Raw genomic sequence first — 20422 nt, 5'->3', positions numbered from 1 at the left:
GACGGCCAGCGCCCAGCCAGGCTGATGTAAAAGAATATGGACACGATGTCAAGTATAAGTTACCTTTGCCGTGTCGAAGATTATGTACATCGAGGAGCTTGTCATGGCGCACCGAGAGAGGCGCGCGTGGATCATGTTGGTCGTCGCTCTGGCGGCGTACGCGATCTACGTGACGATCGTCGTGAGCCGCGCGGGCGGGCGGCCCCTGGCCGACGTCCCCTACGCCGCGGCGCTGTTATGGACCGTGGGCGCGTCGATCGTGGCGAACATCGTGGCCGAGATGGCGATCGGCATGGTGAGCTCGAAGGCGGCGCGCGTGGCCGACGCCCGGGACCGGCAGATTGGCCAGCTCGGCGACCACGTCGGCCAGTCGTTCCTCGTGATCGGCGCGGTCGCGGCGATGCTGATGGCGATGGCCGGGTGGGACCGGTTCTGGATCGCCAACGTGATCTATCTGGCGTTCGTGCTGTCGGCGGTCCTCGGCTCGGTCGCAAAGATCGGCATGTATCACGGGCGGCTGCCGCAGTGGTGAAGCCAACCCGCGTGACCAACTCGATCCGGGCGCTGCGCTTCACTCGTGGCGAGATGACCCAGGCCGAACTCGCCAACCGTATCGGCGTGACCCGGCAGACCGTGATCGCCATCGAGCAGGGGCGGTACTCGCCCTCTCTGGAGACTGCCTTCCTCATCGCGCACGTCTTCGGCGTGCGGCTCGATGACGTGTTCCAGTACCCCGACACCTCCGTGGAGGAGACGCCATGAAAGCCATCGTCCAGCACGTGTACGGCCCAGCCGACGTGCTGCAGCTATGCGACATCGACCAGCCGCCTGTCGGCGACGACGAGGTGCTCGTGCGGGTCCGCGCCGCTGGTGTGGACCCCGGCGTGTGGCACGTCATGACCGGCTACCCGTACCTGGTGCGCGCGTTCGGGTTCGGCCTGCGCCGACCCAAGGTGCCGGTGCGCGGCGTCGACCTCGCCGGGGTGGTGCAGGCCGTCGGCGCGGCGGTGACCGACCTGCGCCCCGGCGACGAGGTCTACGGCGTCTGCGAGAGCGGCTCGTACGCCGAGTACGCCACCGCACGCCGCTCGCGGCTGACGCGCAAGCCGGCGAACACCACGTTCGAGCAGGCCGCGGTTGCGCCCATCTCCGGCGTGACCGCGCTGCAGGCGGTGCGCGACTGCGCCGGCGTCCAGCCGGACCAGCAGGTGATGGTCATCGGCGCCGCGGGCGGCGTCGGCAGCTTCGCCGTGCAGCTCGCCAAGGCGTACGGCGCCGCCGTGACCGGTGTGTGCAGCACCGGAAAGGCCGACCTCGTGCGGTCCCTCGGCGCCGACGTCATCGACTACACCCGCGACGAGATCGACCGCAACGGCGCCCGGTACGACGTCCTCATCGACACCGCCGGCAACCGGCCGCTGCGACTGTTGCGGCGCGCGCTCGCGCCCCGCGGAACGCTGGTCCTGGTCGGCGGCGAGAACGGCGGCGGTCCGCTGCTCGGCGGCTTCGACCGAGCGATGCTGCGAGCACCGCTGCTGTCGATGGTCACCCACCAGCGGCTGCGCAACCTGGTCGCCAAGGTGCGCGCCGCAGACCTCGACGAGCTGCGCCGACACATCGAGTCCGGCGCCGTCACGCCGGTCATCGACCGCGCCTACCCCCTCGGCGCTGCGCCCGACGCGATTCGGCACGTCGCCGCGGGCCACGCGAGGGGAAAGACCGTTGTCACCGTGTAGATACGCAGCGCCTGCCGGCGACCGAACACGCAATGTGCAAGAAAACCCAGACCCGAGCACTTCGCGTAGCGCATTGATGGTCCGTCGCGGCAGCCAACGCCATCCGACCTGGCCCGGCGGCTCGCCCCGCCGCAGCCACTTGATCGAGTGGGGGTCGCGACGGCGTCAACCCTCCGCGCCACCGGCCGTGTGGCGGGGTGCCAACGTTCTGCGCCAGAGTCGTCTCTTGAGCGGTCATGGCGGTGCGGACGCGGAGCTTGATCCGGTTGCGCTCGCCAACGTTTGACGCGCGCCTCGGTAGGGAATTTCGCGGACACCTCAATGAAGGAGGCTGTATGGAGACGTCCGCCAGCGCCAGGCGCAGCTATCGACTGCTGACACATCCATGCGTGGCGCTGCCTGCTGCGGCGCCAACCGCGAGGGGGCGAGCTTGATGGCTCGCGTCGGTCGCTACGGGATCCCAGGGTTCGTGTGGTTCCTGATCTGGCTCGTCGTCTGCATCTTGATCGTCATCCTGTTAGCCATGCTCATTCACCACTTCGGAGGCGCCTCTCTTTCGCTCAAGCTCGGCCACTTCTACCTGAACATCGGGGTCACCTGACCTGCCGGATCGTCGACACTCCGGCGGCGGTAGGTACCGCACCAGCCGTGTTAGCCGTCACCTTCGATGACGGCTAACACGGCTGGAGGTGCCATGCCGCATCGGCGTACGGCTCGGGGATCCGCCGTGGCGGAGTCGGTAGGGATTCGGACAGCTCTTCGGCGACTACGAAGACGGGCTCGCCATCGCCGAACACCACTACACCGTCACCGAAGCGGTCACCGACTGGCTCACCTACGGACTCAACGATCGATCCGCCGGCACGAAGACAAAGAACGAGATCCTGTGCCGCACCCACATCATCCCGGCCCTCGGCGCTCGGAAGCTGCGCGGGCTTCGCGCCCAGGACGTCGACCGGTGGCTAGGCGACAAGGCCGCCTCCCTCAGCGCCCGCACCCTAGGGGAACTTCACGGGTGCCTCAACCGCTCGATCAAGCGAGCCATGGCCCGGAACAAGGTGCGCCCGACCTGCGGCATGTGCGTGCACCTGACTCATGCGCCTGTGAGGGTGCATCCTGCGGTGGCTGCCGCTATCAAGGCGATTGGCTCCCGACCGCTGGGGGCGGCGGTTACTCGCGTCCCACGGCGTTTACCCGTGCCCGGTCGCCGTTGAAGTCCGGGTTGAGGCGGTCGGCAAGGCAGGACCGGTGCGCGGCGAACGACGCACATCCCGCTCCCTCGCTGCTGCGCACATCGACAGAGACGCCGTCGCCGCCCGGGCTGAGGATCGTGGGCTGGCCGCAGCATCCGCACGGCCAGCTGAACTCGCGCAGGTCCGCGGCACGCATCGTGAGGCGTATCCAGACGGGCGGGTAGTACCGGCTGACCTCCTGAACGACCGCGTCGACCTGCTCGCCGACTGGCGGGTACTCCTCGGGCAGTGCCCGCGGTGCGACCGATGGGCTGTCGATGAAGCCGGCGTCAACCGACGCGCCCACCGTTTCATGTCCGAGGACCTCGGCCATGACCCCCCAACGCTCATGGCTCATGACCGTCGCCCGGACAGCGGTTCCCACCACCAGGTCACCGCCAACACTGTCGAAACGCTGCACCGGCTGATCATCGCGCACCACCTCTTCCGCGGCACAGCCGGGCAGGCATGCCCACTTCAGTCGGTGGGCAGCCAAGGCGGCCCAGGTACGACTTGCAGCACGTCCGCTCGCTCGGCGGCAGATGCGGATGCCGTCGAAGGTTCGGTTAGGCTTGGCGCTCGCGTGAATGCGGAATCTCGGTGGAACGGTCGAGTGTCGATGGGTGAGGATCGCGGTGTGTCTGTTCTCGCCCGTCAGATTCGCGCTCGCTACTCGTCTGACACCATCACGGTGTACCAGGCGTATTCCTCGCAGATCGCGTTGCCGGCGGTGGCAGCGGGCCGCTTCGTAGCCCCCTTCAGCCGGGACCGGATGACGTGGATCAAGCCGTCTTTCCTGTGGATGATGTACCGCTGCGGCTGGGCCACGAAGCCGGGGCAGGATCGCGTGCTGGCCATCGACATCACGCGGGAGGGATTTGAGTGGGCGCTGACGCGAGCTTGCCTGAGCCATTACGACCGAGACCTGTATGGCGACAAGGCGACCTGGTCACGGCGCCTGAAGACCAGCCCGGTGCGAGTGCAGTGGGATCCGGAACGGTCTCTGCATCTGACGGCGTTGCCGTACCGGTCACTGCAGGTTGGGTTGTCCCGCGAGGCTGTGGACCGGTACGTCGACGACTGGGTTGTCGCCATCACCGACATCACCCCCACCGTGCGGCAGGTCCGAGAGCTCCTGCGCGGCGGCGACGACCAGGCGGCAGCAGCTCAACTGCCCGCCGAGCACGTCTACCCGCTGCCGGACCAGATCGCCACCGGCCTCAACGCCAGCCCCGACCTCGCCACCGGCAAAGCCCCCGAGCAACCGCACGAACAGTGACGGCCGCTCGCAGGCCAACACGCCCCGGTCGCCCCAGACCCGGATTGCTTTGTACAGCAGTGAACAGATTTCTGGAATCATGGCAGCGTGGCCGGGTTCAGTTACAAGACGTCGTGGCTGGCGGTGCAAGACCGAACCCCCGACGAGGTCGCGGATGCGCTTGAGCTGCACGACCGGGAGATCCCTGATTGGGCCGCCGGCACCGACCGGGCATACCGGTACGGCGTGTACGTGGCCGTGCCGGTACCAGGTTGGACCCTCGCCCACGGCCGGCTACACGTCCCGACCGGATTCGACGCGGCCGAGGCTTACTTCCCTGACTGGCTCAGGGAGCTGAGCCAGCATCTGGGCGAGGTGCAGTTCTTCGCCAACGAGCGAGTCCCGGAGTATCACGCCTGGGCCCGGGCCTTGGACGGTGACCTCGTGCGTGCGTACTGCTTCGTCGGGGAGCGAGGCGAGGTGCCGCTGTTTCTCGGCGATGTGACAGTCGACGAAATCGAGTTGGGCATCGGCACTCGCGGCCTGGAGCCTGGGTCGGAACACTGGTCGGACGAAGAATGGACGGCCTGGTTCGATACGACGCCGTGCGAGTCCGACGTGATGGCGATGGCTGGTCGCTGGAGCACCGATCCCACCACGATCAACGATGCCGCGGTGACCACGACCGGCGTTTACGGGCTACCACCATCGGTCTCCGGCGAATGAGGGCCATCGCCCTCTCCCTCAGCCCGCTCCGGGCCAGGAATTGCCGACGGTTTGACTTTGGGTGTACACACTCTCATCGGCCATGTGCGGACGTCGTCGGTCTGTGAAGCGGAGCCACGGTTCTGACGCTTTCGGGCACGCCGAAGAGGTCATCGCTCAGGAGGCCCTGGCCAGATGACTGCAGGTGGGATTCGATTCTCAACTGCCGGAATCCCTACTCAGTCCGCCGCGGCGAATCTAGAGCCGCTCGTCGACGCAGGATCGTCCCGGCTACTGCGCATCGGCAAGCCCAGGACAATAAGCGCTCAGCCGACCCCGAGCGTGCCGGCGAGCTTGGCGATTGTGGTCGGGGCGCGCGGGTCGCGGGCGACCTCGGCAAGGATGTCCCGGGCGACAGGCCGGTACATGATCTCGGCCGGCGCGGTGCGCACGGCCTCGGTCAGCATGCGAGCCGCGTTGCCCACGTCCCCGGCGTGCAGGTAGGCGCGGGCGATGTCGAGCAGGTGCGCGGCGCGGTGTTCGGCGGAGAGCCACCGCCAGCCGGAACGCGCCGTAGTCTTCTCGTGCCAGGCAATCGCCGTATGAGCGTCGCCGACCTCGACGGCTACGGCAGCGCGGGCCAGGTCAACGGCGGTCGGCCCGAACCCGGTGCGATGATGGTCGCACCCGTCACCGACCCGCTGCGCCATACCGGCGGCCTCGTCGAGCAGTTCACCGGCGGCGGCATCGTTGCCGTCCTGCGCCGCCGCTAGACCGGCCTGGATGAGCAGCGTCCCGCACAGGGACAACTCCACCGGTCCGCCGTACTCGATTACGGATGGAGCGATCCGGTACGCGGCAGCGAGCATCACCGACCTCGCCTCCCGCGCCCGCCCGAGCGCGCGTAGTACCTGGCCGAGTTGGACGGCTGCGGCGGCCACCAACTCCCGGTCGCCGGTGGCGGCGAGCATCGCCCGATCTACCGCCAGCCACGCCAGCTCGGCGTCACCGAGCTTGACCAGCAGAGCGGCGGTGACCCGGTACGCCTCGACCAGCGGCCCGCGACCCGAGCCCCGATCGTGAACATAGGTGCGCTGCGCGTTGGTGAGCAGGTCCGGTGCCAGGTCAACCACCTGCGGATAGCGGGCGTACTGGAACGTCGTCCACGCGTACCCCACATCCCGCAGCATCCGATCCACCGGCACCACCGGGCCGCCTGCCAGCTTGCCCAACGGGATCTCGTAGCGGGACAACGCTGCTCTGATCCGGTCGACGCCGTCCGCGCGACCCTTCGCCTGCACCGGTGCGGCGTCCTGGCCGACAAGCGCGGCGGTGTCGATACGGAGCACGCGTGCGATCTCCTGAAGCGTCGACAGCTTGTCCAGCCGCCGCACGCCCCGCTCGACCTTGTCGACCCAGCTCTTCGACTTGCCGAGCCGATCGGCGAACACCTGCTGCGACAACCTCCGCCGACCCCGCCAATACGCCGCCCGCCACCCGACCGCCAACAGTTCAACGCTGCCCACGACGCCACCGCCGATCCGGCACGGCTCGGGTGGTCTCCTCCACCGGGATGCGGTCCGCCTCCGCCTGGGCGAGAAGCCGCCGCTTCGCCGCCTCCCGCTCGGCCGCCTGAATCTGCTCGCCTCGGCTCACCGCCGACTCGTCGCCCTTATCCGCCACCTGTCGCCTCCCGCCACCCCAGGTGACGGAGAAGCTACGGAAGGCTATGGAAGGGCTCCATGGCCAGTGGACATGTCACCGTGACATGGGACGGCTCGACGAGCGCGAATGGTCGCCATACGCTGTCGGCTTGAACACCATGAGTAGTCGGAACGCGACGCTGGGAGCCGCCGTGCTGCTCGATCCGCTTCGAATACCAGAGGACGCGTGGTCGCACGGCGAGGCGCTGGCCGCCTTGGCCGCCCGCGACATCGGCGGACTGTTCCGCTGGATCACCAGCCTCACTGGCGCGAGTCAGAGCCGGATCGGAGCCGCCGTCGGACTGGAACAGGGCTATGTCAGCCGGATCATGGCCGGACGCAAGGTCACCTCGATCGACGTCCTGGAGCGGATCGCCGACGGATGCCGAATGCCCGACCAGGCGCGAATCGCGATGGGCCTGGCGCCCCGACAGGCCACCCTGCCGTTCCCACCGGCCCACCTCACCCCCGGTCGGCCCAGCGAATCACCGACCACCCGGACCTGGCAAGACGACGTACGCAGTGCCATAGAGCTTTGGCGAGGTGACGTGAACCGTCGAGACGTACTCCGGCAGGTGTCCTTCAGCTCCGCCGGCTACACCCTGCCGGCGTTGCGCTGGTTCACCGCCCCCGATCCAGCCCCAGTGACCCAGCCCGGCCGGGACGCCGTCGGTCAACCGCAGATTGACACCATCCGCGCGATGACCGCGACCTACCGCGGGCTGGACAACCAGTACGGCGGCGGGCACGCCCGCGACACCGTGGCCCGCTACCTCCACCAAGAGGTGACCCCACTGCTCACCGACGGCCGATACGACCACCCCACCGGTCAACGACTACTCAGCGCCGCCGCCGAACTGGCCCAACTCGCCGGATGGCAGGCGTACGACACAGCCGAACACGGCATCGCCCAGCGATACCTCACCCTCGCCCTGGACTTCGCCCACGCCGCCGGAGACAACGGCCTCGGCGCGGAAATCCTCGCCGCGATGAGCCACCAGGCCACCTACCTCGGCCACACCACCACCGGCCTCGACCTCGCCCGCGCCGCCGGCCAAGCCGCCCGCCGCGCCGGGGTCCCCGTCCTAGCCGCCGAAGCCCACGTCATGGAAGCCCACGCCCTAGCCAAAGCCCACGACGAACGAGCCTGCGCCACCGCCCTGCACCAGGCGGAACAAGCCCTCGACCGGGCCGACCGCAGCACCGAACCGCAATGGCTCAGCTACTTCGACGAGGCATACCTGTCGGCCAAGTTCGGCCACTGCTTCCACGCCCTCGGCCGCAACACCCACGCCGAACGCTTCGCCGCCCGATCCCTACGCATGGACAACCGCTACGTACGCGGCAAAGCCTTCAACCTCGCCCTGCTCGCCAGCATCCACGCCCAACAGGGCGAAGCCGAGCGGGCCTGCACCACTGGTGCGGAGGCGCTGAGCCTGACCACCCAGCTACGCTCCGCCAGAGCCGTCCGCTACCTCCGCGACCTGCAAACCCATCTCGCCCCACACCGGCGGCTACCTACCGTTCGGCACTTCACTGGCCGCATCGACGTCACCCTCGGCCCTCGACGCTGACCCGCACAGCTCTCCCCTGGCCTTGCGCGCGACCAGTTCCAGCACCGCGATTACGGTGCCGGCACCGACGATCTCGCCCTGAGCCACAAGCCGGTACGCCTCGTCGAGCGGAATCCAGGCGACCTGCTCAGCCTCGTTCACGTCCACCGGCGTGCCGATGTGCTCGGCCTGCCGGGCCAGGAACAGCAGATTCTCGGCATCGGCAGTACCGACCCACGGCTGGAAGGACAGCAACGGCTCGACACCTCGAGGGCGCCAGCCGGTCTCCTCCTCAACCTCCCGCACCGCACACGCCGCCGGCTGCTCCTCGCCGTCGACATAACCGCCGGGCAGCTCCCACACCCACCGGTCGAACACGAACCGGTGTCGCCGCATCAACAGCAGGCGCTCCTGGTCGTCGAGCACAGCGACCATGGCCGACCGGGGAGCCCGGATCACATATTGCTCGAACCGAACGCCGTCAGGCAGCTCAACCTCCGCGATGCTCAGCCGCGCCCGCCTGGTGTCGTCCACGACTCGCTCGCCGTGAATGGTCCACCGGGTCAACTCCGTCGCCTGCTTCTCCACCACCCCGCCAGTATCCGCACCGAACCTCACCGCGCGGTGCGGCGGGCAGAGAGCTGCACACCCTGACCGCATTCGTTTTCAGAGACTACGGGTCTGCCCAGCACCTGCTCGTCGCGTAGTTGTTCAGGCCTTGCCAGCAAACTGCCCAACAACGCTGATCGTCGTGGCTGCGATCGCCGAAAGCATCCCCACAATCGCTCCCAGGGTCGTCAGCCCTTCCCTGGGTGATGCCCAAAGGCCACGGTTCATCTGAATGCCTATGCCGGGCTGCGGCGCTGGGCGCACATGCTCGGCTACGGCGGCCACTTCCTCACCAAAGCCCGCCGCTACTCCGTCACCTTCGGCCAGGTCCGCGACACCCGCGCCACCTACCGCCGGGAAGAGGACGACGAACCGGCAGACACGATCACCGTCGGCACCCTCACCTACATCGGCTCCGGCTGGCTCACCGAAGGTGACGCCCTCCTCGCCAACACCGCCGCGAGGCAGCGCCGAGAGAGCACACGCGTCGGCCGGGAAGAACGAGCCCACGAGGCGTGGCTGGAGGTGGCCGCATGAGCCGGGACCTGACCCCGCGCTGGTACTCCCCTGCCGAGGTCGCCGTCCTGCTCGGCTTCGGCATCTCCAAGGTCAAGATGAAGATCGCCATGGGCGAGCTGCGCTCCATCAAGGACGGCAAGTACCGCCGCATCCTCCCCGAATGGGTCGACGACTACATCCGCGAACAGGTCGAACGCCAGGAGGCCGCCTGATGCCCGGACGCACCCGAGCCAACGGCGAAGGCTCCATCTTCCCCTACCGGAACGGCTTCGCCGCCTACGTCTGGGTCACCAAGCCCGACAGCCGGCGCACCCGCAAGTACGTCTACGGAAAAACCCGCGAAGCCGTCCACGACAAGTGGATCAAACTGCACCGGCAGGCGAAGCAGGGACCGGTGGCGACAAGCGTCCCTACGGTCGGCAGCTTCCTCACCTACTGGCTGACCGAGATCATCCAGCCGAATCGGGCACCGTTGACCTACGCCACCTACGAGACGTTCGTCCGCCGCTACATCGCCCCCGGCATCGGCGGAAAGCGGCTCGACCGGCTGCAAGCCCGCGACGTGCAGACGTGGATCAACCAGGTTGCCCGGACCTGCCAGTGCTGCGCTCAGGGCAAGGACGCCGCCCGCCCGAGGCACAAGCGCCGCTGCTGCGCCATCGGCCGCTGCCGCCAGGCCGTCCCGTCGACGCGGACGGTCAGCGACATCCGGGCCGCACTGCGGGCCGCCCTCACCCACGCTCAGGCCGAAGACCTCATCACCAAGAACCCCGCCGTCCCGATCACTCTCGCCACCGTCCGCCGCCGCCGGGGCAAGTCCTGGTCGAGCGACGAGGCGCGGAAGTTCCTGGAGTCCGCCAAAGCAGACGACGACCCGCTCTACGCCGCCTACGCCCTGGTCCTCGTCACCGGCCTCCGCAAGGGCGAAGCCCTCGGACTGACATGGGAGGACGTCGACCTCGACGCCGGAGAGCTGACCATCGGCCGCCAGCTCCAACGCGTACGCGGTCAACTCCTGCACCGCGACACCAAAACCCAGGCATCCGACGCCACCCTCCCCCTGCCCGACATCTGCCTGACCGCCCTCAATCTCAGACAGCAACAACGCGACGAGGCCGAGGCAGCCGCCGGCAAGGCATGGCACGAAAACGGACTCGTCTTCACCACCCGCTACGGCACCCCCATCGAGCCGCGCAACTTCCAACGCTCCTGGCAGACGCGATGCGATAAGGCGAACGTCAAGCCGATCACCGTCCACGACGCCAGGCGAACCTGCGCCACGCTGGTCGCAGACCTCGACGTCCACCCCAGAGTCGCCATGCAGGTGCTGAGGCACGCCCGCTTCGCGGTAACGATGGAGATCTACACGCAGGTCACATCGACAAAGACGAGAGAAGCACTCAAACGCCTCGGTGAATCCCTGAGCCGCTGACGAGAACTGCTGCACAAAGCCGCCGTTTGACAGCAGAAAGGCCACCTCCCGAAGCAGGGAAGTGGCCTTTGACCTGCGTGGGCGATACTGGGATCGAACCAGTGACCTCTTCGGTGTGAACGAAGCGCTCTCCCGCTGAGCTAATCGCCCTCAGCGCGCATGACTCTACCCGATGGGAGGCCGGACCCGAAAACCGGGCCTCAGTGCGTCGCGAGGTAGTGCAGCGCCCGCGCCACCACGTCGATGCCCAGGCTGTACTTGAGCGACAGCCACACCACCACGGACACGAAGACCAGCCCGACAAAGCCGAGCACGAAGCGCACCGGCAGCGATCGACTGGTAACCCAGCGTGTCCAGGCGTTGACGTGCCGGCGGGTGAACGCGAGCAGCCGGCGGGCCCAGTGGAACTCGACCGCCCAGACGCCGAGGCCGGCGATGACGAGCAGCCAGCCGGGGCCGGGCAGCGGGATGAGGGCGATGCCGACGGTGACCACGACGGCGCCGAGGATGCCGATGAATATCTTGAGGGCGATACGGCCGGTGGGGTTGGCGCGGATGAGTTCGAGCGTGGTGTGCAGGCGGGCCCGCCAGCCCCGCCGTCGACGCCGCTCCATGAGAGCGGTTTGCGAACGCCCGTCGACAGGCACGTCGTACCCCCGATCGGCCGCGGTCCTCGTCGCCACCGAGGCGCTCCTCGTGGCCATTTCCACCCCCAGTGTCGCCCGGGACCGTCACCCCTGCTGACGACTGGACGTTACCGGAGTAAGTCGACGACTGAGCCACCCGCTGCCGGGCGGTACGACGGAGTGGGCGGAATCGGAAATTCTACTCGGGGCCAGGCTGGTCCCGAGGGCTTTCCGACCCCCTTCCCACCACTGGGTGAAGTCAGCGTATGGCGGAGCGTAGCCAGGAGCAGCACCTGAGTATGGGAAAAGCGGGACACGCGCGTTCCGCAGCGGTGCCGGGGGGAGAACGTCCATGAGTGTCATTCGACCGACGACCGTAGAGGTCGAGACGTCGCTAAGGCTCGTCGCGCCTGACGCCACCGCCTTGCCGGTGCGTGCCAGCCTGCGTTACGACCCTGCTGACCCGTATGCGGTCCATGTCCTGTTCCATGCCGAATCGGCCGGGGGCGAGGCGGTGAGCTGGTCGTTCGCCCGTGAGCTGTTGGTCACCGGGCTCGACGAGCCGGCCGGCATCGGCGATGTTCGGGTATGGCCGTGGGCCACCCCGCGCGGCGACTTCGTCGCGCTCGCGCTGTCGTCCCCGGACGGCAACGCGCTGTTCGAGGTCCCGCGCAGCGTGCTCGTGCGTTTCCTGCGCCGGACCTACGTCGTCGTTCCGCGCGGCCGGGAGGCCGAGCACCTGGACGTCGACACCGCGGTGAACCGGCTGCTCGCCGGTCGCTGACCACGCCACACCCGGGGCCGCGCGGATCTGCCGAGTCCGCGCGGCCCCGGGCCGTCTTGCACACCCCGGGGGTACGCGGGTCAGCCGCGCGTGGTGATCCCGCCGTCGACCGGGATGACCGCCCCGGTGAGGTACGCGCCGGCGCGCGACGCGAGGTAGATCGCGGTGCCCGCCATGTCCTCGGGGCGTCCGATCCGGCCCAGCGGCACCTGCTGCCGGATGGCCGCGCGTGACTCGGGGTCGTCGAGCGCGAACGCGGTCATCTTGCTCTCGAACGGGCCGGGCGCGATCGCGTTTACCGTGATCGCCTCGCCGGCGAGTTGGTGGGCGAGGCCGCGGGTGAGCATGTGCACGGCCGCCTTGGTGGCGGAGTAGGCGTACACCTCCATCCACGGCACCCGGAGTCCGTCGATCGACCCGATGTTGATCACCCGGGCCGGGTCGTCGGGGTCGGCGGCGGCGCGCAGCGCCGGCAGCAGCGCGGTGGTGAGCCGGAAGACGGCCTTGACGTTCACCGCCCAGAGCTTGTCGAAGGCGCTCTCCGGGTAGTCCTCCAGCGGCGCGCCCCAGGTGGCGCCCGCGTTGTTGACGAGCACGTGCAGCCGGTCGTGGCGTTGCCGCACGGCCTCGGCCAGCCCCAGCGCGCCGGTGTCGCTGCCGAGGTCCGCCGGGATCGCCTCGCAGTGCCCGTCGGCGGAGAGTTCCTCGGCCACCGACTCGCACACGTCGGCCTTGCGGGAGGAGATGACGACCCGGGCGCCGGCCCGGACGAATCCGCGCGCGATCATCAGCCCGATCCCCCGCGAGCCGCCGGTGACCAGGACCGTCTTGCCGTCGACCGAGAACAGATCCGTCATGCCCATCCCATCGCCGTCCTCCCGGGTCACGGCCGTCGGCCGACCCGCGCCTTACCGATCGGTAACCTAACCGTCCGTCAGGCGACCCGACAAGGGTGAACCGTCGAGATGCAAGGTGCGGCCAAGCCGGTTAACGTCGGGTCAATGGTCACTACCGGTCAGCCCGCCCCGGCCTTCCGCACCGGCCTGTCGGAGCCCCGCCTCAGCCCCGACGAGATCCTCACCGGCGCGCTCGACGATCTCACCCCGGCACCCGGCTGGCCCCGGCCGGTCCTGCTCGACCACGATCTGCTGGTCCTGGTCACGCACGGCCACGGCACCGCCGAGCTGGACTTCCGGGCGGTGCCCTGCCGGCCGGGCACGTTGCTGCACGCCCAGCCCGGCCAGGTGCTGCGGTGCCTCGGCCAGCAGCTCGACGCCACGGTGGTGAGCTGGGGGCCGGACGCGTTGCGCGGACTCGACGTCGACCCGGACGCGGTGCCCACCTACCGGCAGCTCGCCGGGGAGGACGAGGACGCGGTGATCAGCGAGGTGACCCAGTTGGCCGTGGACGCCGACCGGCACGCGCTGGTGCCCGCCGCCGCGGCGCTGCTGCGGCACCAGCTCGCCGTGCTGCTGCTGCGGCTGAGCCTGCTGCCGCATCCCGGGGACGGGCCGACGCCCGGGGCCGAGGCGGAGACGTTCCGGCGGCTGTGCCGGGAGGTGGAGCGCGGCTACCGGCGTACCCGCCGGGTGGAGGACTACGCCGCCCAGCTCGGCTGCTCCGTGCGTACCCTGACCCGGGCCTGCCTGGCGGTGACCGGCCGCAGCGCCAAGCAGGTGATCGACGAGCGGGTGGCGTTGCAGGCCCGCCGGTTGCTGGCCGCCACCGACGAGCCGATCGCCGGCATCGGCCGGCAGCTCGGTTTTCCCGAGCCGACCAACTTCGGCCGCTTCTTCACCCGGGAGGTCGGGGCGAGCCCGGGGGCGTTCCGGGCGGCCCGGGAGCAGCCGCTGCCCGTCCGGTCGATGCGCCCACGCCCTCCCGCCGACATCCCGGTGCGTGCCGGCCAGGCATGATGTCAGGGTGCAGATCTCCGCGCGCGGCGACTACGCGGTCCGGGCAGCCCTGAGCCTGGCCACCGCGTACCCCACCCTGTTGTCCACCCAGGCCATCGCGGCGGAGCAGGACATGCCCCGCAAGTTCCTCGAGGCGGTCCTGGCCGACCTGCGCCGCTCGGGGATCGTGCGGGCCCAGCGCGGCGCCGAGGGCGGCTACACGCTGTCCCGGCCGCCGCGGGACGTCACCATCGGGCAGGTGTTGCGCGCCGTCGACGGTCCGCTCGCCGGGGTACGCGGCCTGCGCCCCGAGGAGACCAGGTACGAGGGCGCGGCGGAGAACCTGCCCCGGCTCTGGGTGGCGGTGCGCGCCTCGGTGCGGCGGGTGGTCGACGAGGTGAGCCTGGACGAACTGGTGAGCGGCCGGTTGCCGGCACACGTGCGCAAGCTGACCACCAACCCGGACGCGTGGGAGCCGCGCTGAGCCGGCCCGCTCACAGCGTGCGGACCACCTCCTCGTACGGCAGTCGCGGCAACCGGGCCCGCCAGGCGTCCGGCGCCGGCCGGCCGATGTTCATCAGCAGCAGCACCCGGTGCCGCCGGTCCGGGAAGAACTCGCGTTCCACCCCGGCCGCGTCGAATCCGGCCATCGGCCCGGCGACCAGACCGGCCGCGCGTACCCCGACCACCAGGTAGCCGATCTGGAGCGCGGCGTTGAACCGGGCCTGGGCCTCCCGGCCGGTCGGGTCGCCGGTGAACCAGTCCCGCGCGCCGGGGCGGTGCGGGAACAGCTCGGGCAGCCGGTTGTGCCAGTCCACGTCGGCGGCGAGCACCGCGGTGAGCGGCGCGGTGGCCGTCTTGTCGCGGTTGCCGGCGCTGACGTACGGCAGCAGCCGCGCCCGGGCCGCGGGCGAGCGCAGCAGCAGCACCCGCAGCGGCTGGGCGTTCATCGCGGTGGGGCCGTTGCGGACGAGGTCGTGCACGGCTCGGACCTGCGCGTCGTCCACCGGCTCGGCGGTGAACGCGTTGGCCGTGCGGGCCGCCCGGAACAGCAGGTCCTGGGCGGCCCGGTCGAGCGCGAGCAGCTCGTCGGGCGGTGCGGTCACCACGACTCGGACCAGTCCTCAAGCGTGGTGGTGTAGCGGCCCCGGTGGTGCACGAGCGGGTCGCCGTCCTCGCCGGCCCCGAGCGCCAGCGGCTCCCCCAGCACGATGGTGTGGTCCCCGGCGTCGATCCGGCGGACCACCCGGCACAGCAGCACGGCAAGCGCGTCGCCGATCAGCGGCACCCCGAACGGGCCGGTGGTCCAGCCGGGGTGGGCGGTGAACCGGTCGATGCCGCTCGTGGCGAAGATCTGGGCGATCTCCTGCTGGCCGGAGGCGAGCAGGTGCACTGCCACGTGTTCGGCGTGCGCGACGGTCGGCCAGCTCGACGACGCGCGGCCGAGGCAGACCGACACCAGCGGCGGGTCCAGCGAGACCGAGGTGAACGAGGTGGCGGTGAAGCCGGCCGGTGGCAGTGTCGGCAGGTGCCGGCCACCGCGCAGGCCGGGCGTGGTGACCACGGTGACCGTGGACGCCTGGCGACGCAGCAGGCCGCGGAACGAGTCGACGTCGACCGGGCGCAGCTCGACGGGGCCGGCGGCGGGCCGGTCCACGGTGGTCACGACGCCACCAGCTCTCGGGCGGCGTGGACGCCGGCCGGCCGGGGCAGGCCGTAGTGCTCGCGCAGGGTGCGCCCGGTGTATGCGGACCGGAACAGCCCGCGCCGGCGCAGCAGGGGTACGACGTGGTCCACGAAGGCCTCCAGTCCGAGGGGTAGCAGCGGTGGCATGATGTTGAAGCCGTCAGCGGCGCCCTGGGTGAACCAGAGCTCGATCTGGTCGGCGATCTGTTCCGGGGTGCCGACCACGACCCGGTGCCCGCGCCCGCCGCCGAGGCGGCCGATGAGCTGCCGCAGGGTGAGGCGTTCCCGCCGGGCCAGGTCGACGACGAGCTGGTAGCGGCTCTGGTGCGACTGCACGGCGGTGGCGTCGGGCAGGTCGGGCAGCGGCCCGTCAAGCGGCAGGCCGGTCAGGTCGAGCCCGGTCATGCCGGAGAGCTGGGCGAGGGCGTGCTCGGGCACGATGAGCGCCTCCAGCTCGTCGGCGAGGGCACGGGCTTCGGCTTCCGTACCCCCGATCACCGGCGCGATACCGGGCAGCACCTTGACCAGTTCCGGGTCGCGGCCGGCGTCGGCGACCGCCCGCTTGAGCGCGGCGTAGAACGCCTGGCTGTCGGCGAGCGTCTGCTGCGCGGTGAACACGGCCTCGGCGTAGCGGGCGGCGAACGCGATGCCGTCGGCGGACGAGCCGGCCTGCACCAGCAGCGGCCGACCCTGCGGCGACCGGGGCGTGTTGAGCGGGCCGGCGACCCGGAAGCGCTCGCCGGTGTGCGCGATCTCGTGCACCCGGTCGGTGTCGGCGAAGACGCCGGCGGCGGTGTCGAGCACGAGTGCGTCGTCCTCCCAACTGTCCCAGAGCTTGATCGCCACCTCGACGTGCTCGGCGGCCCGCCGGTAGCGGTCGGCGTGCGCGGGGTGGTCGTCGAGGTTGAAGTTGCGGGCCTCCCGCGCCTGGGCGGAGGTGACGATGTTCCAGCCGGCCCGGCCGCCGCTGAGGTGGTCGAGCGAGGCGAACGCGCGGGCCAGGTTGAACGGTTCGGTGTAGCTGGTCGAGGCGGTGGCGATCAGGCCGATGTGCTCGGTCGCGGTGGCGAGCGCGGCGAGCAGCGTGAGCGGTTCGAAGACGGCCTGGATGTTGTGCCGGACGGCCGGGCCGACGGCCAGCCCGTCGGCGAGGAAGACCGAGTCGAGCGTGCCCCGCTCGGCGATGCGGGCCAGCTCCTGGAAGTGCCGCACGTCGCCGAGGCGGCCGGGGTCGGTGCGGGGGTGCCGCCAGGCGGCCTCGTGGTGGCCGACCCCCATCAGGAAGGCGTTGAGGTGCAGGGTCCGGGTCATGGCGGTTCCTCTCAGGCGGTGGTGACGTCGACGCGCCAGGTGGAGAAGCGGCGTTCCCCGGCGACGAGGAGCTGGTTGACCACCAGCCCGATGGCGGAGATGGTGATGATCCCGGCGTACATGTCGGGGATCGCGAAGTTGTACTGCGCGTAGTTCACGAGGTAGCCGAGCCCGGCCTTGGCGCCGACCATCTCGGCGGCGACGAGCACCAGGATCGAGTAGGCCCCGGCCAGCCGGACGCCTGTGAAGATGGTCGGCACGGACGCCGGCAGGATCACCTTCTGGAACAACCGCAGGTGGTTGAGGCCCATCGAGCGGGCCGAGCGGACCAGCAGCGGGTCGACGCCCTTCACGCCGGCGATGGTGTTCAACAGGATCGGCCAGGAGCAGGCGTAGAGCACCAGGGCGATCTTGGAGGTTTCACCGAGCCCGAGGATGAGCACGAAGACCGGCAGCAGCGCCAGCGCGGCGGTGTTGCGGAACACCTCCAGCAGCGGGCTGAGCAGGTCGGCGAGGGGCCGGTACCAGCCGATCAGCAGACCGAGCGGGATGGCGGTGACCACCGCGAGGGCCAACCCGGTCAGCGAGCGGGTGAGGCTGGCCCCGACGTGGTCGGCGAGCTGCCCGCTGCGCAGCAGCTCCCACCAGGCGGCGAGCACCTCGGACAACGGGGGCAGGAAGACCCGGTCGACCAGGCCGGTGCGGGGCACGGTCTCCCAGATGGCGGCCAGCGCCAGCAGCGCGACGCTGCGGTGCAGGGCCCGGCCGCCGAGGGCGAGCAGCCGCCCGGGGCGGTGCGACGCGGCGGCCGGGGCCGGCGCGGGCGGGGCCGCCGGGCGGGCCGGGGGTGCGGCGACGTCAACCAACGCGGGCCTCCTCGCGGACGGCGGACTGCGCGGCGCGTACCTCGTCGCGCAGCAGGGTCCAGATCTGGTGCCGGTGGTGGCGGAAGGCGTCGGTGGAGCGGACGTCCTCCTCCGCCTCCCGGTCGCCGAGTTCGATGTCGATGACCTGCTTGATCCGGCCGGGTCGGGAGGTCATCACGGCGACCCGCCCGCCCAGGTGCACGGCCTCGTCGATGCCGTGCGTGATGAACACGATGGTCTTGCCGGTGGCCTGCCAGATCCGCACCAGTTCGTCCTGGAGCGAGTCGCGGGTCTGCGCGTCGAGCGCGGCGAACGGCTCGTCCATGAGCAGCACGTCCGGGTCGTACGCGAGGCTGCGGGCGATGGCGACCCGTTGCTTCATGCCGCCGGACAGCTCGTGCGGGTAGCGGTCGGCGAAGCCGGTCAGGCCGACCAGCTCCAGGTGGTGGGCGACCCGTTCGGCGCGCTGCGCCCGGGGCAGGCCCTTGGCCTCCAGGCCGAACGCGACGTTGCCGGCGGCGGTGCGCCAGGGCAGCAGCGCGTACTGCTGGAAGACGATGCCCCGGTCGAGGCCGGGGCCGGTGACCGGGCGGCCGTCGACGAGCACCTGCCCGCCGGTCGGGGCGGCCAGCCCGCCGAGCAGGTCGAGCAGGGTCGACTTGCCGCAGCCGCTGGGCCCGACGACGACCAGGAACTCGCCGGCGCGTACGCCGAGGGTGAGGTCGTCGAGCGCGGTGACCGCGCCGCCGGCGCCACGCCGGCCCGGGAAGACCTTGCGCACCCGGTCGAAGAGGATCTTGTCGGTGCTCATGCGCCACCGCCGGGGTTGGCGAACGCGTTGAACCGGTTGGTGTAGAGGTCGGCCGGCTCGGGGCGGGTGCCCTTCAGCTCGCCGGCGTCGGCCAGCCAGTCGATCCAGGTGGCGAACTCCCGGTCGGTGATGACGCCGCCGGTCTCGGCCACGCCGTTGGACTTCCAGTAGTCGATGAGCGTGGCGTCCTCGTTGCGACCGCGACTGCCGATGATGGACTTCAGCCGGGCCACCACCGTCTCGCGCGGCTGGGTGCGCGCCCACTCGATGGCCTTGCCCACACCTGTGACGAACGCGCGGACGGTGTCCGGGTTGTGGGCGATGAAGTCGTCGCGGAAGACGTAACTGCCGGCGCTGAACGCGCCGAGCAGTTCGTAGTCGGTGAACACGGTGCGGATGCCGCCGTTCGCGACCGCCTTGTCGCGGATCACGCCGCCCAGCACCGCGACGTCGATCTGCCTGGCGCGCAGCGACTGTTCGGTGTTCACCGGCGGCAGCGCGACAAGGTCGACCCGGCCGATCTCGTCGGCGGTCAGGCCGCCCCGGGCCAGCCAGGTGCGCAGCACGGCCTCGGCGTGCGCGCCGAGCGTGTTCATGCCGACCCGCTTGCCGATCAGGTCGCGGGGGCCGCGGATCGGGCTGCCGTCGAGCACGTAGTAGCCCTGGAAGGTCTGCGCGTCGGAGCCGTAGTAGCTGACCACGGCCGTGATCGGCGCGTTGGCGGCCTGGAGTTTGACGATCGCGCCGTTGAACGCGCCGCCGAAGTCACTCTGGCCGGTGGCGGTGGCCTGGATGTCGGCGGGACCGCCGGTGACGTTGCCGATCCAGTTGAGCTTCACGTCGCCGAGGTAGCCGAGGTCGGCGGCGAGTTCGGGGAGGGTCACCTGGCCGACCGAACCCTGGTAGCGCAGTTCGTCGGTCTGGGAGTCGCCGGCGGTGGCGCCGCATCCGGTGGCGGCGGCGAGGGCGAGGAGGGCGGCGGCGGCGAGGGCGCGCCGGGGTGATCGGATCGAGGGCATGGCGGTGTCTCCTGATCTGTCCACGATGCGGTGGAGGGGGCCCACGTGCGGGCGGAGCGCACGCCGTACCGCGCCGGGCCACAATGCGCCGGCGGCGGGAACGGACGAGCTGAGGAGGGGGAACGACGAGCGCTCGGCTCAACAGAGCGCGCTCGCGTGCCGGACCAGGTCGACGTGCACGCGAGCGGTGAGGAGAAGCTCGTCCCGCTGCGACATGTCCTCATGCTGCCGACCGCTCTCCATGCCGGTCAACGCCCTTCCACTCAGTGAGACTTTTGTCGCTGGCTTTGTTACAACCCGCCTCCACCAGCATTTACCACCCCTTAACACCTACCCATTGGATAGAGATTTTGCCCGGCGCAACACCCACCGTCCAGCCCGGACCCCACCAGGTTTCGCTTTTCGTCGATCCGGGCATGTTCGATCCCGCAGAGGCAGGGAGACGAAGGAGGCACCCCCGATGGGCGTCCAGTTCCGCAAGCGCAAGAAGTTCGGGCCGCTGATCCTCCACTTCACCCAGAACGGGTTCTCCTCGTGGAGCATCAAGATCGGCCGCTGGTCCTGGAACTCGAACACCCGCGCCCACCGCGTGGACCTTCCGGGGCCGCTCTCCTGGAAGCAGGACAAGGCCTGATCCCCGGGCGAGGAGTGGGGGGGGGGGGGGGGGGGGGGGGCCC

25 protein-coding genes, 1 tRNA gene and 2 pseudogenes are annotated in these 20422 nt (G+C 70.2%); 14 read left to right on the top strand and 14 right to left on the bottom strand.

Going from position 1 to position 20422, the window contains the following annotated elements:
- Nucleotides 1-103: 103 nt before the first annotated feature.
- The 4 genes from SM450_RS12695 (at nt 104) to SM450_RS12680 (ending at nt 2337) form a co-directional block, all read left to right on the top strand.
- On the top strand, nt 104-532 hold the full coding sequence (locus tag SM450_RS12695) for a hypothetical protein (RefSeq protein ID WP_474619911.1): 429 nt from the start codon (nt 104-106) through the stop codon (nt 530-532).
- A complete protein-coding gene (locus SM450_RS12690; RefSeq protein WP_474619910.1) occupies nt 526-762 on the top strand; it encodes a helix-turn-helix transcriptional regulator in 237 nt (78 codons plus the stop codon). Before SM450_RS12695 ends, SM450_RS12690 begins: the two co-directional genes overlap by 7 nt.
- Nucleotides 759-1736, top strand: coding sequence for an NAD(P)-dependent alcohol dehydrogenase (locus tag SM450_RS12685; protein WP_474619909.1), 978 nt, complete (start codon nt 759-761; stop codon nt 1734-1736). The genes SM450_RS12690 and SM450_RS12685 overlap by 4 nt, the downstream gene beginning before the upstream one ends.
- A 469-nt stretch (nt 1737-2205) precedes the next feature.
- Complete coding sequence (locus tag SM450_RS12680) at nt 2206-2337, top strand: hypothetical protein (RefSeq protein WP_255509887.1); 132 nt, start codon at nt 2206-2208, stop codon at nt 2335-2337.
- A gap of 569 nt (nt 2338-2906) precedes the next feature.
- Here the strand turns inward: SM450_RS12680 and SM450_RS12675 are convergent.
- A complete protein-coding gene (locus tag SM450_RS12675) occupies nt 2907-3389 on the bottom strand; it encodes a hypothetical protein (RefSeq protein WP_474619908.1) in 483 nt (160 codons plus the stop codon).
- Between the two features lie 198 nt (nt 3390-3587).
- Here SM450_RS12675 and SM450_RS12670 point away from each other — a divergent pair, with 198 nt between their 5' ends.
- Nucleotides 3588-4247, top strand: a complete 660-nt coding sequence (locus SM450_RS12670) for a DUF4291 domain-containing protein (RefSeq protein WP_474619907.1) — start codon at nt 3588-3590, stop codon at nt 4245-4247.
- A gap of 87 nt (nt 4248-4334) precedes the next feature.
- Nucleotides 4335-4952 (top strand): hypothetical protein, encoded by a 618-nt coding sequence (locus tag SM450_RS12665; RefSeq protein WP_474619906.1) that lies wholly within the window; start codon nt 4335-4337, stop codon nt 4950-4952.
- Nucleotides 4953-5257: 305 nt separating this feature from the next.
- On the opposite strand, the gene SM450_RS12660 is transcribed toward SM450_RS12665, so the two are convergent.
- Together SM450_RS12660 and SM450_RS12655 are read right to left on the bottom strand one after the other, a co-directional pair.
- Nucleotides 5258-6457 carry a helix-turn-helix domain-containing protein gene (locus SM450_RS12660; protein ID WP_474619905.1) on the bottom strand — a complete coding sequence of 400 codons (1200 nt, stop codon included), beginning with the start codon at nt 6455-6457 and terminating at the stop codon, nt 5258-5260.
- Nucleotides 6444-6614 (bottom strand): hypothetical protein, encoded by a 171-nt coding sequence (locus SM450_RS12655; protein WP_474619904.1) that lies wholly within the window; start codon nt 6612-6614, stop codon nt 6444-6446. The genes SM450_RS12660 and SM450_RS12655 overlap by 14 nt, the downstream gene beginning before the upstream one ends.
- 172 nt (nt 6615-6786) lie before the next feature.
- Here SM450_RS12655 and SM450_RS12650 point away from each other — a divergent pair, with 172 nt between their 5' ends.
- On the top strand, nt 6787-8208 hold the full coding sequence (locus SM450_RS12650) for a helix-turn-helix domain-containing protein (RefSeq protein ID WP_474620072.1): 1422 nt from the start codon (nt 6787-6789) through the stop codon (nt 8206-8208).
- Nucleotides 8209-8214: 6 nt separating this feature from the next.
- Here the strand turns inward: SM450_RS12650 and SM450_RS12645 are convergent.
- Nucleotides 8215-8778, bottom strand: a pseudogene (locus tag SM450_RS12645) (NUDIX hydrolase); the annotation flags it as partial.
- Between the two features lie 249 nt (nt 8779-9027).
- On the opposite strand from SM450_RS12645, the pseudogene SM450_RS12640 reads away from it, so the two are divergent.
- From SM450_RS12640 to SM450_RS12630, 3 genes and pseudogenes are all read left to right on the top strand, one after another.
- Nucleotides 9028-9333: pseudogene (locus tag SM450_RS12640) on the top strand (replication initiator); the annotation flags it as partial.
- A complete protein-coding gene (locus SM450_RS12635) occupies nt 9330-9527 on the top strand; it encodes an excisionase family DNA-binding protein (RefSeq protein WP_474619903.1) in 198 nt (65 codons plus the stop codon). The pseudogene SM450_RS12640 and the gene SM450_RS12635, both read left to right, overlap by 4 nt.
- Nucleotides 9527-10747 (top strand): tyrosine-type recombinase/integrase, encoded by a 1221-nt coding sequence (locus SM450_RS12630; RefSeq protein WP_474619902.1) that lies wholly within the window; start codon nt 9527-9529, stop codon nt 10745-10747. Before SM450_RS12635 ends, SM450_RS12630 begins: the two co-directional genes overlap by 1 nt.
- Nucleotides 10748-10825: 78 nt before the next feature.
- Here SM450_RS12630 and SM450_RS12625 read toward each other — a convergent pair.
- Both SM450_RS12625 and SM450_RS12620 read right to left on the bottom strand, forming a co-directional pair.
- A tRNA-Val gene (locus SM450_RS12625) sits at nt 10826-10897 on the bottom strand.
- 50 nt (nt 10898-10947) lie between these two features.
- Nucleotides 10948-11451, bottom strand: a complete 504-nt coding sequence (locus tag SM450_RS12620; RefSeq protein WP_474619901.1) for a TIGR02611 family protein — start codon at nt 11449-11451, stop codon at nt 10948-10950.
- A 274-nt stretch (nt 11452-11725) separates the two neighbouring features.
- On the opposite strand from SM450_RS12620, the gene SM450_RS12615 reads away from it, so the two are divergent.
- On the top strand, nt 11726-12157 hold the full coding sequence (locus SM450_RS12615) for an SsgA family sporulation/cell division regulator (protein WP_007457244.1): 432 nt from the start codon (nt 11726-11728) through the stop codon (nt 12155-12157).
- Nucleotides 12158-12237: 80 nt separating this feature from the next.
- On the opposite strand, the gene SM450_RS12610 is transcribed toward SM450_RS12615, so the two are convergent.
- Nucleotides 12238-13014, bottom strand: coding sequence for an SDR family oxidoreductase (locus tag SM450_RS12610; RefSeq protein WP_474619900.1), 777 nt, complete (start codon nt 13012-13014; stop codon nt 12238-12240).
- 144 nt (nt 13015-13158) lie between these two features.
- On the opposite strand from SM450_RS12610, the gene SM450_RS12605 reads away from it, so the two are divergent.
- Both SM450_RS12605 and SM450_RS12600 read left to right on the top strand, forming a co-directional pair.
- Entirely contained in the window at nt 13159-14073 is a 915-nt protein-coding gene (locus SM450_RS12605) for a helix-turn-helix transcriptional regulator (protein WP_474619899.1), read from the top strand.
- Between the two features lie 7 nt (nt 14074-14080).
- Complete coding sequence (locus tag SM450_RS12600) at nt 14081-14536, top strand: RrF2 family transcriptional regulator (RefSeq protein ID WP_474619898.1); 456 nt, start codon at nt 14081-14083, stop codon at nt 14534-14536.
- A gap of 10 nt (nt 14537-14546) precedes the next feature.
- Here the strand turns inward: SM450_RS12600 and SM450_RS12595 are convergent, their stop codons facing one another.
- From SM450_RS12595 to SM450_RS12565, 7 genes are all read right to left on the bottom strand, one after another.
- Nucleotides 14547-15158, bottom strand: a complete 612-nt coding sequence (locus tag SM450_RS12595) for a malonic semialdehyde reductase (protein WP_474619897.1) — start codon at nt 15156-15158, stop codon at nt 14547-14549.
- Nucleotides 15155-15718 carry a flavin reductase family protein gene (locus SM450_RS12590; protein WP_474619896.1) on the bottom strand — a complete coding sequence of 188 codons (564 nt, stop codon included), beginning with the start codon at nt 15716-15718 and terminating at the stop codon, nt 15155-15157. The genes SM450_RS12595 and SM450_RS12590 overlap by 4 nt, the downstream gene beginning before the upstream one ends.
- The gene (locus tag SM450_RS12585; RefSeq protein WP_474619895.1) at nt 15715-17049 is read right to left on the bottom strand and encodes an LLM class flavin-dependent oxidoreductase; all 1335 of its coding nucleotides are present in this window, start codon (nt 17047-17049) and stop codon (nt 15715-15717) included. Before SM450_RS12585 ends, SM450_RS12590 begins: the two co-directional genes overlap by 4 nt.
- An 11-nt stretch (nt 17050-17060) precedes the next feature.
- Nucleotides 17061-17915: an ABC transporter permease gene (locus SM450_RS12580; protein WP_474619894.1), complete on the bottom strand. Its 855-nt coding sequence runs from the start codon at nt 17913-17915 to the stop codon at nt 17061-17063.
- Nucleotides 17908-18726, bottom strand: a complete 819-nt coding sequence (locus SM450_RS12575; RefSeq protein WP_474619893.1) for an ABC transporter ATP-binding protein — start codon at nt 18724-18726, stop codon at nt 17908-17910. The genes SM450_RS12580 and SM450_RS12575 overlap by 8 nt, the downstream gene beginning before the upstream one ends.
- Nucleotides 18723-19745, bottom strand: a complete 1023-nt coding sequence (locus SM450_RS12570; RefSeq protein ID WP_474619892.1) for an ABC transporter substrate-binding protein — start codon at nt 19743-19745, stop codon at nt 18723-18725. Before SM450_RS12570 ends, SM450_RS12575 begins: the two co-directional genes overlap by 4 nt.
- A 138-nt stretch (nt 19746-19883) precedes the next feature.
- A complete protein-coding gene (locus SM450_RS12565) occupies nt 19884-19988 on the bottom strand; it encodes a putative leader peptide (RefSeq protein WP_474620071.1) in 105 nt (34 codons plus the stop codon).
- A 217-nt stretch (nt 19989-20205) separates the two neighbouring features.
- On the opposite strand from SM450_RS12565, the gene SM450_RS12560 reads away from it, so the two are divergent.
- Nucleotides 20206-20379: a DUF4236 domain-containing protein gene (locus SM450_RS12560; RefSeq protein ID WP_269701047.1), complete on the top strand. Its 174-nt coding sequence runs from the start codon at nt 20206-20208 to the stop codon at nt 20377-20379.
- The last annotated feature ends 43 nt before the right edge of the window (nt 20380-20422 follow it).

This window comes from Micromonospora marincola, assembly GCF_056150385.1.
This window is presented reverse-complemented; position numbering and strand designations above follow the sequence as displayed.

Bases quoted from the DNA above. Each gene is read 5' to 3' on its own strand.
- SM450_RS12685 (WP_474619909.1), top strand. From the start codon at position 759: ATGAAAGCCATCGTCCAGCACGTGTACGGCCCAGCCGACGTGCTGCAG.
- SM450_RS12570 (WP_474619892.1), bottom strand. From the start codon at position 19,745: ATGCCCTCGATCCGATCACCCCGGCGCGCCCTCGCCGCCGCCGCCCTC.
- SM450_RS12615 (WP_007457244.1), top strand. From the start codon at position 11,726: ATGAGTGTCATTCGACCGACGACCGTAGAGGTCGAGACGTCGCTAAGG.
- SM450_RS12605 (WP_474619899.1), top strand. From the start codon at position 13,159: ATGGTCACTACCGGTCAGCCCGCCCCGGCCTTCCGCACCGGCCTGTCG.
- SM450_RS12585 (WP_474619895.1), bottom strand. From the start codon at position 17,049: ATGACCCGGACCCTGCACCTCAACGCCTTCCTGATGGGGGTCGGCCAC.
- SM450_RS12565 (WP_474620071.1), bottom strand. From the start codon at position 19,988: ATGGAGAGCGGTCGGCAGCATGAGGACATGTCGCAGCGGGACGAGCTT.
- SM450_RS12635 (WP_474619903.1), top strand. From the start codon at position 9,330: ATGAGCCGGGACCTGACCCCGCGCTGGTACTCCCCTGCCGAGGTCGCC.
- SM450_RS12695 (WP_474619911.1), top strand. From the start codon at position 104: ATGGCGCACCGAGAGAGGCGCGCGTGGATCATGTTGGTCGTCGCTCTG.
- SM450_RS12610 (WP_474619900.1), bottom strand. From the start codon at position 13,014: ATGACGGATCTGTTCTCGGTCGACGGCAAGACGGTCCTGGTCACCGGC.
- SM450_RS12620 (WP_474619901.1), bottom strand. From the start codon at position 11,451: ATGGCCACGAGGAGCGCCTCGGTGGCGACGAGGACCGCGGCCGATCGG.
- SM450_RS12670 (WP_474619907.1), top strand. From the start codon at position 3,588: ATGGGTGAGGATCGCGGTGTGTCTGTTCTCGCCCGTCAGATTCGCGCT.
- SM450_RS12560 (WP_269701047.1), top strand. From the start codon at position 20,206: ATGGGCGTCCAGTTCCGCAAGCGCAAGAAGTTCGGGCCGCTGATCCTC.
- SM450_RS12575 (WP_474619893.1), bottom strand. From the start codon at position 18,726: ATGAGCACCGACAAGATCCTCTTCGACCGGGTGCGCAAGGTCTTCCCG.
- SM450_RS12630 (WP_474619902.1), top strand. From the start codon at position 9,527: ATGCCCGGACGCACCCGAGCCAACGGCGAAGGCTCCATCTTCCCCTAC.